Origin of the sequence: Streptomyces sp. NPDC126510 (assembly GCF_040302345.1) — a bacterium.
Classification (GTDB): domain Bacteria; phylum Actinomycetota; class Actinomycetes; order Streptomycetales; family Streptomycetaceae; genus Streptomyces.
This window is the reverse complement of sequence record NZ_JBEORR010000002.1, coordinates 285641-298223: the sequence shown is the minus strand read 5'-3', so window position 1 is coordinate 298223 and position 12583 is coordinate 285641. Positions and strand designations below refer to the sequence as shown.

At 67.1% G+C, this 12583-nt stretch carries 14 protein-coding genes; 1 reads left to right on the top strand and 13 read right to left on the bottom strand.

Annotation, left to right across the window (positions count from 1 at the left end; translation table 11 throughout):
* Nucleotides 1-69 precede the first annotated feature (69 nt).
* The 5 genes from ABTX60_RS03280 to ABTX60_RS03260 form a co-directional block, all read right to left on the bottom strand.
* Nucleotides 70-300, bottom strand: a complete 231-nt coding sequence (locus ABTX60_RS03280) for a hypothetical protein (protein ID WP_352095368.1) — start codon at nt 298-300, stop codon at nt 70-72.
* A 592-nt stretch (nt 301-892) separates the two neighbouring features.
* Nucleotides 893-2413: an ATP-dependent nuclease gene (locus ABTX60_RS03275; RefSeq protein WP_352095367.1), complete on the bottom strand. Its 1521-nt coding sequence runs from the start codon at nt 2411-2413 to the stop codon at nt 893-895.
* Nucleotides 2414-2663: 250 nt separating this feature from the next.
* Complete coding sequence (dapD, locus tag ABTX60_RS03270; RefSeq protein ID WP_352095366.1) at nt 2664-3653, bottom strand: 2,3,4,5-tetrahydropyridine-2,6-dicarboxylate N-succinyltransferase; 990 nt, start codon at nt 3651-3653, stop codon at nt 2664-2666.
* A 380-nt stretch (nt 3654-4033) separates the two neighbouring features.
* On the bottom strand, nt 4034-4594 hold the full coding sequence (locus ABTX60_RS03265; RefSeq protein ID WP_352095365.1) for a TetR/AcrR family transcriptional regulator: 561 nt from the start codon (nt 4592-4594) through the stop codon (nt 4034-4036).
* Nucleotides 4594-4914: a DMT family transporter gene (locus ABTX60_RS03260; protein ID WP_352095364.1), complete on the bottom strand. Its 321-nt coding sequence runs from the start codon at nt 4912-4914 to the stop codon at nt 4594-4596. Before ABTX60_RS03260 ends, ABTX60_RS03265 begins: the two co-directional genes overlap by 1 nt.
* Before the next feature lie 202 nt (nt 4915-5116).
* On the opposite strand from ABTX60_RS03260, the gene ABTX60_RS03255 reads away from it, so the two are divergent.
* On the top strand, nt 5117-5956 hold the full coding sequence (locus ABTX60_RS03255; protein WP_352095363.1) for an AbfB domain-containing protein: 840 nt from the start codon (nt 5117-5119) through the stop codon (nt 5954-5956).
* A gap of 58 nt (nt 5957-6014) precedes the next feature.
* Here ABTX60_RS03255 and ABTX60_RS03250 read toward each other — a convergent pair whose 3' ends face one another.
* Genes ABTX60_RS03250 through ABTX60_RS03215 form a run of 8 tightly spaced genes read right to left on the bottom strand, consistent with a single transcriptional unit; the run spans nt 6015 to nt 12556 of the window.
* Entirely contained in the window at nt 6015-6347 is a 333-nt protein-coding gene (locus ABTX60_RS03250) for a metal-sulfur cluster assembly factor (protein ID WP_028809645.1), read from the bottom strand.
* Complete coding sequence (gene sufU, locus ABTX60_RS03245) at nt 6344-6814, bottom strand: Fe-S cluster assembly sulfur transfer protein SufU (RefSeq protein ID WP_033310795.1); 471 nt, start codon at nt 6812-6814, stop codon at nt 6344-6346. Before sufU ends, ABTX60_RS03250 begins: the two co-directional genes overlap by 4 nt.
* A 19-nt stretch (nt 6815-6833) precedes the next feature.
* On the bottom strand, nt 6834-8090 hold the full coding sequence (locus ABTX60_RS03240; protein ID WP_352095362.1) for a cysteine desulfurase: 1257 nt from the start codon (nt 8088-8090) through the stop codon (nt 6834-6836).
* Nucleotides 8087-8851, bottom strand: a complete 765-nt coding sequence (sufC, locus tag ABTX60_RS03235; RefSeq protein ID WP_033310792.1) for a Fe-S cluster assembly ATPase SufC — start codon at nt 8849-8851, stop codon at nt 8087-8089. Before sufC ends, ABTX60_RS03240 begins: the two co-directional genes overlap by 4 nt.
* A 7-nt stretch (nt 8852-8858) precedes the next feature.
* Complete coding sequence (locus ABTX60_RS03230) at nt 8859-9176, bottom strand: non-heme iron oxygenase ferredoxin subunit (protein WP_053670666.1); 318 nt, start codon at nt 9174-9176, stop codon at nt 8859-8861.
* The gene (gene sufD / locus ABTX60_RS03225; protein ID WP_352095361.1) at nt 9173-10357 is read right to left on the bottom strand and encodes a Fe-S cluster assembly protein SufD; all 1185 of its coding nucleotides are present in this window, start codon (nt 10355-10357) and stop codon (nt 9173-9175) included. The genes ABTX60_RS03230 and sufD overlap by 4 nt, the downstream gene beginning before the upstream one ends.
* Before the next feature lie 58 nt (nt 10358-10415).
* Nucleotides 10416-11837 (bottom strand): Fe-S cluster assembly protein SufB, encoded by a 1422-nt coding sequence (gene sufB / locus ABTX60_RS03220; RefSeq protein WP_033310787.1) that lies wholly within the window; start codon nt 11835-11837, stop codon nt 10416-10418.
* The gene (locus ABTX60_RS03215) at nt 11834-12556 is read right to left on the bottom strand and encodes a helix-turn-helix transcriptional regulator (RefSeq protein ID WP_352095360.1); all 723 of its coding nucleotides are present in this window, start codon (nt 12554-12556) and stop codon (nt 11834-11836) included. Before ABTX60_RS03215 ends, sufB begins: the two co-directional genes overlap by 4 nt.
* Between the last annotated feature and the right edge of the window lie 27 nt (nt 12557-12583).

Below are 12583 nucleotides of genomic sequence, written 5' to 3'. Positions count from 1 at the left end.
GCACGAAAACGGGACGGCCCGTACCGCGGTGTCACCTGCGGTACGGGCCGTCCCGTCTGCTCTGCCCGGTCAGTTCCAGGCGTACCCGTCACCGAACAGCAGCGTGTGCTCCAGCACGTCCTCCGCCGGGTCGTCGATCTGACCGGTGTTGACGTTGATCAGACCGACCCGGTGGCCGTTGTGCGAGCCGTTGTTGGTCTCGTCGGCGTGCGCGGCCCCCGCCGGCAGCCAGCACACCGCCAGCACCGCGACCACCCCGGTCAGCCCGCGCACCACGGCCCGCCCCCGCTCGTTCCTCATGCCCCGGTCCTCGTTTCGTCGTTTCGGCGTCTGATCGGACACTGCGTCCACCCGTTCATCTGCCGAAACCACCGCGAGGTCACGCAGGGTCATCCGTACGGGATCGTACTGGGGCCGTCAGTTGTGGCTGTTCTGAATCATGGCAGGTCAGACGATCAACCCGCCTCAAGGGCCGTTTCGGGGCCGTCATCGGCGCTCTCTTGGTCCCGGAAGACGCGCGGAACCGGTGCAGCCATTGGCGCCGGGCATTGACGAACAGCGGCGAGGCCGTGACGGGCGGACCGTCCGGGCTCTTCCACGGCAGGGTGACCTCCACCGGCTGGTGCTTGGTGATGTGGGCCGCCAGCGCGAAGGAGCGTGCATGCGCGCGAAGGTAGGAAAACCCTCCGTGGCTAAGGCCGGTCGGCTCCACGACTTTAGGCAGCCAATTTGGCGCGAACCTCGAAGATCATGGCCCAAGATCGGGCACTAACGGGCAGGCTCACAAACCTGCCCGATCCGCTGGCTAGCATAATGGGCCATGATCACTCGCGCCAAATCAGCTCCAGCTCAAAGCCGCTACACCCGACCTCCTGTGATCGCAAAAGATACTCTAAGCCTCCGTCAGGAGGCGCTGCGGCCCCGACATCGGAAGTAGTGCCGCAAAGGGATCAATGATCTCCTTTACTTCCTCAGGATATTCCTGAGCCCAGAGGGAAATGAAAGCGCTTCGAACGATCGTCTCAGCAATAAGACCCAGCTTGGCACCGATCTGCGCAAACAAAAGATGCGCATCCCGATTCGTGTTGGCCACTTCTTTCACTGCGCGAACCACGTCGGATTGACGCTCCACGGGAAGATGAATGGCGTTGGCGATTTTCGCCGCCAGTTCCTCCAGGCGATCATATACGCGATTGAACACGTAAAGTTCCGGGGTCGTTCCCGGCAACTTGAAGATCATGGATTGTTCATCCGCCGACTGCTCTGCGTCTCCATCGATATAGCAAACGCTCGCCGTATCGATCGTTGGATCCGCTTTCCGATTATTGTGAATTTTAGTTGCCGTACCAGAGCCAGATAGCGGCTCAACCGTCACGGCTTCAAGCTCGACATTTCCGTAATATCGGAGGCAGGTCTCAACCCAGTCCTTAGCGAATTCGTCTTCCACGAAAACGATGAGACTTGATTCGACATGCCCAGTAATGGCACGCAGCGAAGAAATTCTCAGCTTGCCCTGCTCCACGTAACCGTCCAGGGCGGCCCAGATCGCAATATCTGGGAGTGGCTCCAGCGCATAGTCGGAGTGTGTCGTAAAGATCGCCTGAGCGCGCTTTCTCTCCGCCACGTCAATCAGATACTCGACCATACGCTTCGTTGCGAGAGGGTGAAGACCGTTCTCGATTTCTTCAACGAGGATCAGGCAGCCATTTGGAGCAGCTTCGATCTCAGAAATCATTCGAATAACACTCGACTCCCCAGCACCGAAGTGGAATTCTGAGAAAGTTTCACCACCTTCGGTCGACCCAGCCAGAAGTGAAATGCGACCGCGGGCGTCAACCGTCATCTCGTTGAATTTTCGAACATCCTTGCCGAGAACCTTTCGCACGGCTTCAGCTACATCCGCGGAGAGCGGAGAAACCTGATCGGAGTCAACCTGGAAATTATTCGCGATGCAGCGCCGCAGCTCGGATCGCTCGTTCGCCGGGACTGTCCTACTGACACCAAAGATCAGGCATTCGCGATCAAAGAATTCGTCGCGCTTCCACCTCTCCGACCGAAAGGATGCCGTCCTCTGCACCTCGCCGACCGGGCGGATCTTTTTGTCGATGATCTCATATTCGATCATCCAGTTAGCCATAGAATCATACTTACCGCTTTTCGCGAAGAAGCGGCGTGGCTTCACGTTGCGATACGCGCATGCAGCTGCACCGAGGACTGTAGTTTTGCCACCACCGTTTGGTCCCACAATTGCCGTTACCGGAAAATCAAAGGAAACCACCGCGTCGAATATACCCCGAACACGTCGCAGCGTGATTCGCGGCAGATATTTATCGTAGTTCCTTCTTGAGACTTTATCCGTAAGCGATCGGATGACACTTTCACGAATCTCAGACTTCCCAGACTGCTGCCCCATTGTTACCTGCATCCCGTTTGACCTAGATACAGCTGCTTTCGAGCTGCGATTTAACGGTATCAGCCTCTTTGCATACGCCGCAGGCATCTTTGGAAGGTCGTCTCTCCCGCCAACATACGAGCGCCCTCCCCGGCCGTCCTCGGGCCGTGGAAGGGCGCTCAGTGATGACGAACGTCGACAGCTACCGACAGCTCAACAGCAGGTCAGGACGTTGATCGATGAGACGGCCGCAGGTCACGGCCGCTCGTGATCAGTTGTGGCTGTGCAGGATCTCGTTCAGACCGCCCCACACCGCGTTGTTCGGCCGGGCCTCGACCGTGCCGGTGACCGAGTTGCGGCGGAAGAGGATGTTGGAGGCGCCGGACAGCTCGCGGGCCTTGACGATCTGGCCGTCGGGCATGGTGATGCGGGTGCCGGCGGTGACGTAGAGGCCGGCCTCGACCACGCACTCGTCGCCGAGGGCGATGCCCACGCCCGCCTCGGCGCCGATCAGGCAACGCTCGCCGATGGAGATGATGACGTTGCCGCCGCCGGAGAGGGTGCCCATGGTGGAGGCGCCGCCGCCGATGTCCGAGCCGTCGCCGATCACGACACCGGCGGAAATGCGGCCTTCGACCATCGACGTGCCGAGCGTGCCGGCGTTGAAGTTGACGAAGCCCTCGTGCATGACCGTGGTGCCCTCGGCGAGGTGCGCGCCGAGGCGGACCCGGTCGGCGTCGGCGATCCGGACGCCCTTGGGGGCCACGTAGTCCGTCATACGCGGGAACTTGTCGACGGAGGTCACCTGCAGGTGCAGGCCCTCGGCGCGGGCGTTCAGCCGGACCTTCTCGAGTTCGTCGACGGCGACCGGGCCGAGCGAGGTCCACGCGACGTTGGCGAGGAAGCCGAAGATGCCGTCCAGGCTCTGGCCGTGCGGCTTGACCAGACGGTGGGAGAGCAGGTGCAGGCGCAGGTAGGCGTCGTGCGCGTCGATCGGCTTCTCGTCGAGCGAGGCGATGACCGTGCGGACCGCGACCACCTCGACGCCCCGGCGGGCGTCCGGGCCGATCGCCGCGGTCGCGCCGCCGCCGAGCAGCTCCGCGGCGCGGTCGGCGGACAGCCGCTCGGTGCCGGACGGGCCGGGCTGGTCGGCCAGCTCGGGGGCGGGGAACCAGGTGTCGAGAACGGTGCCGTCGGCGGCGATCGTGGCGAGGCCGGCGGCCACGGCGCCGGTGGTGCGAGGAGCAGTCGTGTCGGTCATGAGGGCAACCTAACCGGCGGACGCCGATCGATGCGAACCGGTGCGAGGGCGTCTCACGGGACGGGCGGTATCCGCGCGGCGAAGACGTCCCTCAGCAGCACCGACGGCCCCCGTGGACGCCCTCCCCGCCGGCCTCACCCGGGGCTCGGCAGCGCCCGAGCAAGCACCACGACGCGACCTCCCCACGGACGACCTCCGCCACCCCTCCCGCCGACCCCTACCCCGGGCCCGGCAGCACCCCCGCAAGCACCCGTCCACGACGCGACCTCCCCACGGACGACCTCCGCCACCCCTCCCGCCGACCCCTACCCCGGGCCCGGCAGCACCCGCGCAAGCACCCGTCCTCCGACGCGACCTCCCCACGGGCGACCCGCCCGCCCCTACCCGCCGCCTCGCCCCCGGGCTCCGGCCAGCACCCGCGCCAGCACCTCCTGGGCGTACTCCTCGTCGTAGGGCACCCCCGTCAGCAGGACCTGGAGACAGATGCCGTCGACGACCGCCACCAGGGCCCGGGCCGTCGCCGGGTCGGTGCGGCGGGACAGCACCTCGGCTACGCCCGCCGCCCACTCGGCGGCGACGGGCCGCAGGGCGGGCCGGCGCAGGGCGGCCAGGTACAGCTCGTACTCCAGCTCCACGCCGGTCCGGTCGCCCGCGAGCCACTCCCCCATCCAGGCGGCGAGCTCGGCGGCCAGATCGGTGCGGGGGTCCTCCAGGCCGCCGCGCGAGGCGATCACCTTGGCGAAGCCCTCGTTGGCCTGCCGCAACGCGGCGACCAGCAGCTCGTCGAGGGTCGTGAAGTGGTACGTCGTCGAGCCGAGCGGCACATCGGCCTCGGCGGCCGCACTGCGGTGGCTCAGCCCGGCGATCCCCTTCGCCCCGACGACCCGGATCGCCGCGTCGATGATCCGCTGCCGCCGCTCGGGGTCGTGGCGCCGGGCCATCAGTGGGCCCCGCCCAGGTTCAGCACCACGACCCCGGCGATGATCAGCGCGATCCCGGCGGCCTTGGCGACGGTCATCCCCTCTCCCAGGAACGCGAACCCGATCGTGGCGATGGCGGCGGTGCCGACCCCCGCCCAGATCGCGTAGGCCGTGCCGACCGAGACGGTCTTGAGGGTCTGCGCGAGCAACGCGAAGGAGACCACGTATCCGGCGACCGTGAGCAGCGAGGGCCCGAGCCTGCTGAAGCCGTCGCTGTACTTCATGGCGGTGGTCGCACCGACTTCGGCGGCTATGGCCCCGGCCAGCAGCAGATATCCCATATGTACGAGCGTACACAACCATCTGTACACCCGTACACAACGGAGCTTTGATCACGGGGAGAATCCACTCTCGCAACAGAGGGAAACCGCTCTCACGAAACGAGTCACAGGCGCCCCAGGCGTCCACTACGGTGTCACCGATCACACACAGGGCCACCACAACTGCGCCGCCGTCAAGGGTGCCCCGCCGGAGGAACAGCGCATGGCAGAAGACAAGTCCCGGCCGCCACAGGACCGCCCCTGGGAGAGCGGCTGGGCCCCGGACACCACCCGGGCACCGGGGACGCGACGGCTCTGGCTGGCGGGTGCCCTGGCCCTCGCGACGATCACGGCGTGCGCCACGGCCATCACCGTGCTGAACAGCGAGGCCGAGGAGGCCGAATCCCGCGCGGCGGAGCCGACCACGCTCAGCAGCTCGGCTCCGGGCGGCCTGATCTCCTTCGCGACCCCCTCCGGGTCCGGCACACCCGAGCCCGGCGCGGACCGCCGTCAGCCGTCCCCCTCTCCCACCCCCACCACCAGCGCTCCCACGGCCACCCCGAGCCCGAAGCCCGAGAAGAAGGCCCCGAAGCCGCCGAAGGCGTCGCCCACCCCTTCGAAGCACCCGAAGCCCCCGGCCTCCACCGGCATATCCATACGCTCGGTCAACTTCCGCGACCGTTACTGGCGGGTCAGCGACGGCTATGTGCGGCTGGACCAGATCGGGTCAGGCTCCGGGCAGCGCGAGGACGCCACCTTCCAGCGGGTCGCCGGCCTCTCCGACTCCTCTTGCTACTCCTTCACCACCGCGGACGGCCGCTACCTGCGCCACCGCAGCTTCGTCCTGGTCGCGAACAGCAACGACGGCTCGTCCCTCTTCCGCCAGGACGCCACGTTCTGCCCCCGCGTCTGGTCCCGCTCGGGAACGCTCTCGCTGGAGTCGGTCAACTACCCGGGCCGCTTCCTGCGCCACCGCAACTTCCAGCTCCGCCTGGACCCCTTCGAGAACAGTCACCAGTTCTATTCGGACGCGTCGTTCCAGGTCGTGTCCGGACTGGACTGAGAACGCGACGGAGGGCGGCACCCGAACAGGGTGCCGCCCTCCGTCGCGTCGATGGACCTCAGACGTTGAAGCCGAGAGCCCGAAGCTGCTCGCGCCCGTCGTCCGTGATCTTGTCGGGGCCCCACGGGGGCATCCAGACCCAGTTGATGCGCAGCTCGCTCACGAGGCCGTCCGTGGCGGACTTCGCCTGGTCCTCGATGACGTCCGTCAGCGGACAGGCCGCCGACGTCAGGGTCATGTCGAGCGTCGCGATGTTCGCGTCGTCGATGTGGATGCCGTAGATCAGGCCGAGGTTGACGACATCGATGCCCAGTTCGGGGTCGACGACGTCGTACAGCGCCTCACGGACCTCTTCCTCCGAGGCCGGCTTCATCTCAACGGTCTCGCTCATGCCGTCGTCTCCTTCTCGGCGTCGGCTCCGCCCAGCACCTGGGCCGTCGCGTCCTTCCAGGCCATCCAGCTCAGCAGGGCGCACTTCACCCGGGCCGGGTACTTGGACACCCCGGCGAACGCGACCGCGTCCTCCAGGATGTCCTCCATCGCGTCGTCGGGTTCGAGCTTCCCCTTGGACTGCATCAGCTCCAGGAAGGTCTCCTGGATCTTCCGCGCGTCGGAGAGGTCCTTGCCGACGAGGAGGTCGTTCAGTACGGACGCACTCGCCTGGCTGATCGAACAGCCCTGGCCTTCGTACGAGACGTCCTCGATCGTGGTGCCGTCGTACTTCACGCGCAGCGTGATCTCGTCACCGCACGTCGGGTTGACGTGGTGCACCTCGGCGTCGCCATCCCGCAAGCCCCGCCCGTGCGGGTTCTTGTAGTGGTCCAGGATGACTTCCTGGTACATGGAGTCCAGTTTCATGCGAGCGCTCGCCAACCCCTCAGCCGAAGAAGTTCCGTACGTGCTCCAGGCCGTCGACCAGTGCGTCGATCTCGGCCGGCGTGGAGTACAGATAGAACGACGCTCGCGTGGTCGCAGGAATTCCGTAGCGCAGGCACACCGGCCGCGCGCAGTGGTGGCCGACCCTCACCGCTATGCCCTGCTCGTCGAGCACCTGACCCACGTCGTGCGGGTGGATGTCCCCGAGGGTGAAGGAGATCGCCGCGCCGCGTTCCTCGGCCGTGGTCGGGCCGATGATGCGCAGGTCGGGCACCTCGAGCAGCCGCTTCACGGCGTACTCGGTGAGGGCGTGCTCGTGGGCGAGGATCTTGTCCATGCCGATCGAGTTGAGGTAGTCGATCGCCGCGCCGAGGCCGACCGCCTGGGCGATCGGGGGCGTGCCCGCCTCGAACTTGTGGGGCGCCGGGGCGTAGGTCGAGGAGTGCATCGACACCGTCTCGATCATCTCGCCGCCGCCGAGGAACGGAGGCAGGTCCTCCAGCAGCTCCTGGCGGCCCCAGAGGACGCCGATGCCGGTCGGGCCGCACATCTTGTGGCCGGTGAAGGCGACGAAGTCGGCCTGCAGGGCCTGTACGTCCAGCGGCATGTGCGGGGCTGCCTGGGAGGCGTCGACGCAGACCAGGGCACCGACCTCCTGGGCGCGGCGCACGATCGCCTCGACGGGGTTCTGGGTGCCGAGGATGTTGGAGACCAGCACGAAGGAGACGATCTTCGTCTTCTCGGTGATGACCTCGTCGATGTTCGACAGGTCCAGGCGGCCGTCGTCGGTCAGGCCGAACCACTTCAGCTTCGCGCCCGTGCGCTGCGCGAGCAGCTGCCACGGCACGATGTTGGAGTGGTGCTCCATCTCCGTGATGACGATCTCGGTCTCGGAGTCCACGCGGTAGGGCTCGTCGGCCCAGCCCAGCATGTTCGCCACGAGGTTGAGGGACTCGGAGGCGTTCTTGGTGAAGATCACCTCGTCGCGGCTCGGCGCGTTGACGAACTCCGCGACCTTGTCGCGCGCGCCTTCGTACAGCGCCGTGGCCTCCTCGGCGAGCACATGCACACCGCGGTGGACGTTGGCGTTGTAGCGCTCGTAGTACTCGCTCAGGGCGTCCAGCACCTGGCGCGGCTTCTGGCTCGTCGCCGCGTTGTCCAGGTACACGAGCTTCCGGCCGTCGTGGACCTGACGGTCCAGGATGGGGAAGTCCTTGCGGATCGCCTCGGTGTCGAGGAGGCCCGGCAGCTGTGTCACGCGGATGCGCCACCCTTCGTGTATGCCTCGTACCCCTCGTTCTCCAGCTTGTCGGCGAGCTCGGCGCCGCCGGACTCGACGATCCGGCCGCCGGAGAAGACGTGCACGTGGTCGGGCTTGATGTAGCGCAGGATGCGCGTGTAGTGCGTGATCAGCAGGGTGCCGACCTCGCCCGTCTCGCGGACGCGGTTCACGCCCTCGGACACGACGCGCAGGGCGTCGACGTCGAGGCCGGAGTCGGTCTCGTCGAGGATCGCCATCTTCGGCTTGAGGAGCTCCAGCTGGAGGATCTCGTGGCGCTTCTTCTCACCGCCGGAGAAGCCCTCGTTGACGTTGCGCTCGGCGAAGGACGGGTCCATGTTGAGGCGCTCCATGGCCTCCTTGACCTCCTTCACCCAGGTGCGCAGCTTGGGGGCCTCGCCGCGGATGGCGGTGGCGGACGTGCGCAGGAAGTTCGACACGGAGACACCCGGCACCTCGACCGGGTACTGCATCGCGAGGAACAGGCCGGCGCGGGCGCGCTCGTCGACGGACATCTCCAGGACGTCCTCGCCGTCGAGGGTGACGGTGCCGCCGGTGATCGTGTACTTCGGGTGACCCGCGAGGGAGTAGGCGAGGGTCGACTTGCCGGAGCCGTTGGGGCCCATGATGGCGTGCGTCTCGCCCTGCTTCACGGTGAGGTCGACGCCCTTGAGGATCTCCTTCGTGGCGTTGTCGGCCTCGACGGTGACGTGCAGGTCTCGGATTTCAAGCGTTGCCATGGGTGCCTCAGGACTCCTGGGTGAGGGAGACGAGCACGTCGTCCCCTTCGATCTTTACGGGGTATACGGGGACGGGGCGCGTCGCCGGTAGGGCGTCGGGCTTGCCGGAACGGAGGTCGAAACGCGAGCCGTGCAGCCAGCACTCGATGTGGCAGTCGTCGACCTCGCCCTCGGCCAGGGAGACGTTCGCGTGCGAGCAGATGTCGTGGATCGCGAACACCTCGCCCTCGGTCTGCACGATGGACAGGGGCGTGCCGTCGAGTTCCACCCGTTTCGGGGTGTCCTCCTCCAGCTCGCCCAGTCCGCAGGCGCGTACGAAGGTCATGCGACCGCCGCCTCCAGCTCCTCCTCGATCTTGGCGATCAGGCGCTCCTCGATGTCGGGGAGGCCGATCTGCTGGACCAGCTCGGCGAAGAAGCCGCGGACCACGAGGCGCCGGGCCTCGTGCTCCGGGATGCCGCGGGCCATGAGGTAGAAGAGCTGCTCGTCGTCGAAGCGGCCGGTCGCCGAGGCGTGGCCGGCGCCGACGATCTCGCCGGTCTCGATCTCGAGGTTCGGTACGGAGTCCACGCGCGCCCCGTCCGTGAGGACCAGGTTGCGGTTCATCTCGTACGTATCCGTGCCCTCGGCCTTGGCCTCGATGAGCACGTCACCGATCCACACCGCGTGCGCGTTCTCGCCCTGGAGCGCGCCCTTGTAGACGACGTTGGACTTGCAGTGCGGGACGTTGTGGTCGACCAGGAGGCGGTGCTCCTGGTGCTGGCCCTGGTCGGTGAAGTACAGGCCGAACAGCTCGGCCTCGCCGCCGGGGCCGGCGTACTGCACGCGCGGGTGCAGGCGGACGACGTCGCCGCCGAAGGTGACGACGACCGACTTGAAGGAGGCGTCGCGGCCGATGAGCGCGTTGTGCTGGGCGACGTGGACGGCCTTCTCGTCCCAGTCCTGGACGGAGACGACGGTGAGCTTGGCGCCGTCGCCCAGGAGGTAGTCGACGTTGGCGGCGAGCACCGCGTCACCGGTGTGGTCGATGACCACGACGGCCTCGGCGAAGGCGCCCAGCTCGATCACCTGGTGGCCGAAGGCGGTGCCACCCTCGCCGTGCACCGCGATGCGGATGGGCTCGGTGAGGACGGTCTCCTTGGGGACGGTCACGACCGAGGCCTTCTCGAACGCCGAGTAGGCCTGGGCGGCGACGCGGTCCACCGGGGTGCCGGCCTTGCCGAGCCGGGCGTCGTCGCGGCCGACGGCCTCGACGGTGACGCCCTCGGGGGCCTGGACGTCGACCTTCACGCCGTTTCCGTTGGCGACGGCGGTGCCGTCGTGCAGGCCGCGCAGGCGCTCCAGCGGGGTGAACCGCCACTCCTCCTCACGGCCGTGCGGGACGGGGAAGTCCGCCACGTCGAAGGAGGGGGGCGCGCTCATGCGGGTGGCGACGGTCGACTCCGCGGCGACCGCGATCGAGCCGGCGGTGGTGGAGCCCACCGGGATGTTCTGGGCCTCAGCCATGGCTGTCGTAGTGCTCGCTTTCTTACGGGAGGGGCTTGATGGGACGGCGGTCGGGGCGTCAGCCGACCGCGCCCTCCATCTGCAGCTCGATCAGCCGGTTGAGCTCCAGCGCGTACTCCATGGGGAGCTCCTTGGCGATGGGCTCGACGAAGCCGCGCACGATCATCGCCATGGCCTCGTCCTCGCTCAGGCCGCGGCTCATGAGGTAGAAGAGCTGGTCCTCGGAGACCTTGGAGACGGTCGCCTCGTGGCCCATGGACACGTCGTCCTCGCGGACGTCCACGTAGGGGTAGGTGTCCGAGCGGGAGATGGTGTCCACCAGCAGCGCGTCGCACAGGACGTTCGACTTGGAGCCCGGGGCACCCTCGCCGATCTCGATGAGACCGCGGTAGGAGGTGCGGCCGCCGCCTCGCGCCACCGACTTGGAGACGATGTTGGAGGAGGTGTTCGGGGCCATGTGGACCATCTTGGCGCCGGCGTCCTGGTGCTGGCCCTCGCCCGCGAAGGCGATGGACAGGGTCTCGCCCTTGGCGTGCTCGCCCATCAGGTAGACGGCCGGGTACTTCATCGTCACCTTGGAGCCGATGTTGCCGTCGACCCACTCCATGGTCGCGCCCTCGTAGGCGACGGCACGCTTGGTGACCAGGTTGTAGACGTTGTTCGACCAGTTCTGGATGGTCGTGTAGCGGCAGCGGGCGTTCTTCTTGACGATGATCTCGACGACCGCGGAGTGCAGCGAGTCCGACTTGTAGATCGGGGCGGTGCAGCCCTCGACGTAGTGCACGTAGGCACCCTCGTCGACGATGATCAGGGTCCGCTCGAACTGGCCCATGTTCTCCGTGTTGATGCGGAAGTAGGCCTGGAGCGGGATCTCCACGTGGACGCCCGGCGGCACGTAGATGAACGAGCCGCCCGACCACACGGCGGAGTTCAGCGACGCGAACTTGTTGTCACCGACGGGGATGACGGTCCCGAAGTACTCCTTGAAGAGCTCCGGGTGCTCCTTCAGCGCGGTGTCGGTGTCGAGGAAGATGACGCCCTGCTCCTCCAGGTCCTCGCGGATCTGGTGGTAGACGACCTCGGACTCGTACTGCGCGGCGACACCGGCGACGAGGCGCTGCTTCTCCGCCTCGGGGATGCCGAGCTTGTCGTACGTGGCCTTGATGTCCTCGGGCAAATCCTCCCAGGACTCCGCCTGCTTCTCCGTGGAGCGCACGAAGTACTTGATGTTGTCGAAGTCGATGCCGGAGAGGTCCGAGCCCCAGTTCGGCATGGGCTTCTTCTCGAACAGGCGCAGGCCCTTGAGGCGGAGCTTGGTCATCCACTCCGGCTCACTCTTCTTGGAGGAGATGTCCCGGACGACGTCCTCGTTGATGCCGCGCTTGGCAGAGGCGCCGGCCGTGTCGGAGTCGGCCCAGCCGTACTCGTACTTGCCCAGGCCCTCCAGCTCGGGGTGGGCAGTCTCCGTGGGGAGAGTCATGCGGGGTTCCTCCCGGCCGTGCTTGCAGATGCGTTGTGGGAAATCTTGGGGATGTACGTCGTGCAGACGCCGTCGCCGTGCGCGATGGTGGCGAGCCGCTGTACATGCGTACCGAGCAGCTCGGCGAAAAATTCCGTCTCCGCCTCGCACAGTTGCGGAAACTGCTCGGCGACGTGCGCGACCGGGCAGTGGTGCTGGCAGAGCTGCTCACCCTGCTGCGGGTGGGGCGCGCTGCGCGCCGTAGCAGCGTACCCGTCGGCACTCAGGGCCTTGGCCAGCGCTTCGGCCCGCTTCTCGGGCGGCACACCCTCGACGGCGCGGCGGTAGGCACCCGCCTGCGCGGCGATCCTGGCGCGGGCGAAGGCGGCGATCGCCTCGTTGCCGCCCTCGCGGTCGGCGATCCAGCGCAGGGCGTCCGCGGCGAGCGTGTCGTACGACTGGTCGAAGGCGTCCCGGCCGCAGTCCGTCAGGGCGAACACCTTGGCGGGCCGGCCGCGGGTCCGCGCGCCGTACACCCGCTGCTCGCGCGCTTCCACGACACCGTCGCCCGTGAGGGCGTCGAGGTGCCGGCGCACGGCCGCCTGGGTGAGGCGCAGCCGGTCGGCGAGCTCGGCGACGGTCGAGGGGCCGTGGTCCAGGATGGACCGCGCGACACGGTTGCGGGTGGACCGCTCCCCGGTCGCCAGCTCCTCGTGGGGTGCCTCGCCGACGTTTTTCACAACGCCATTGTTGCGTAATTCTTCCGG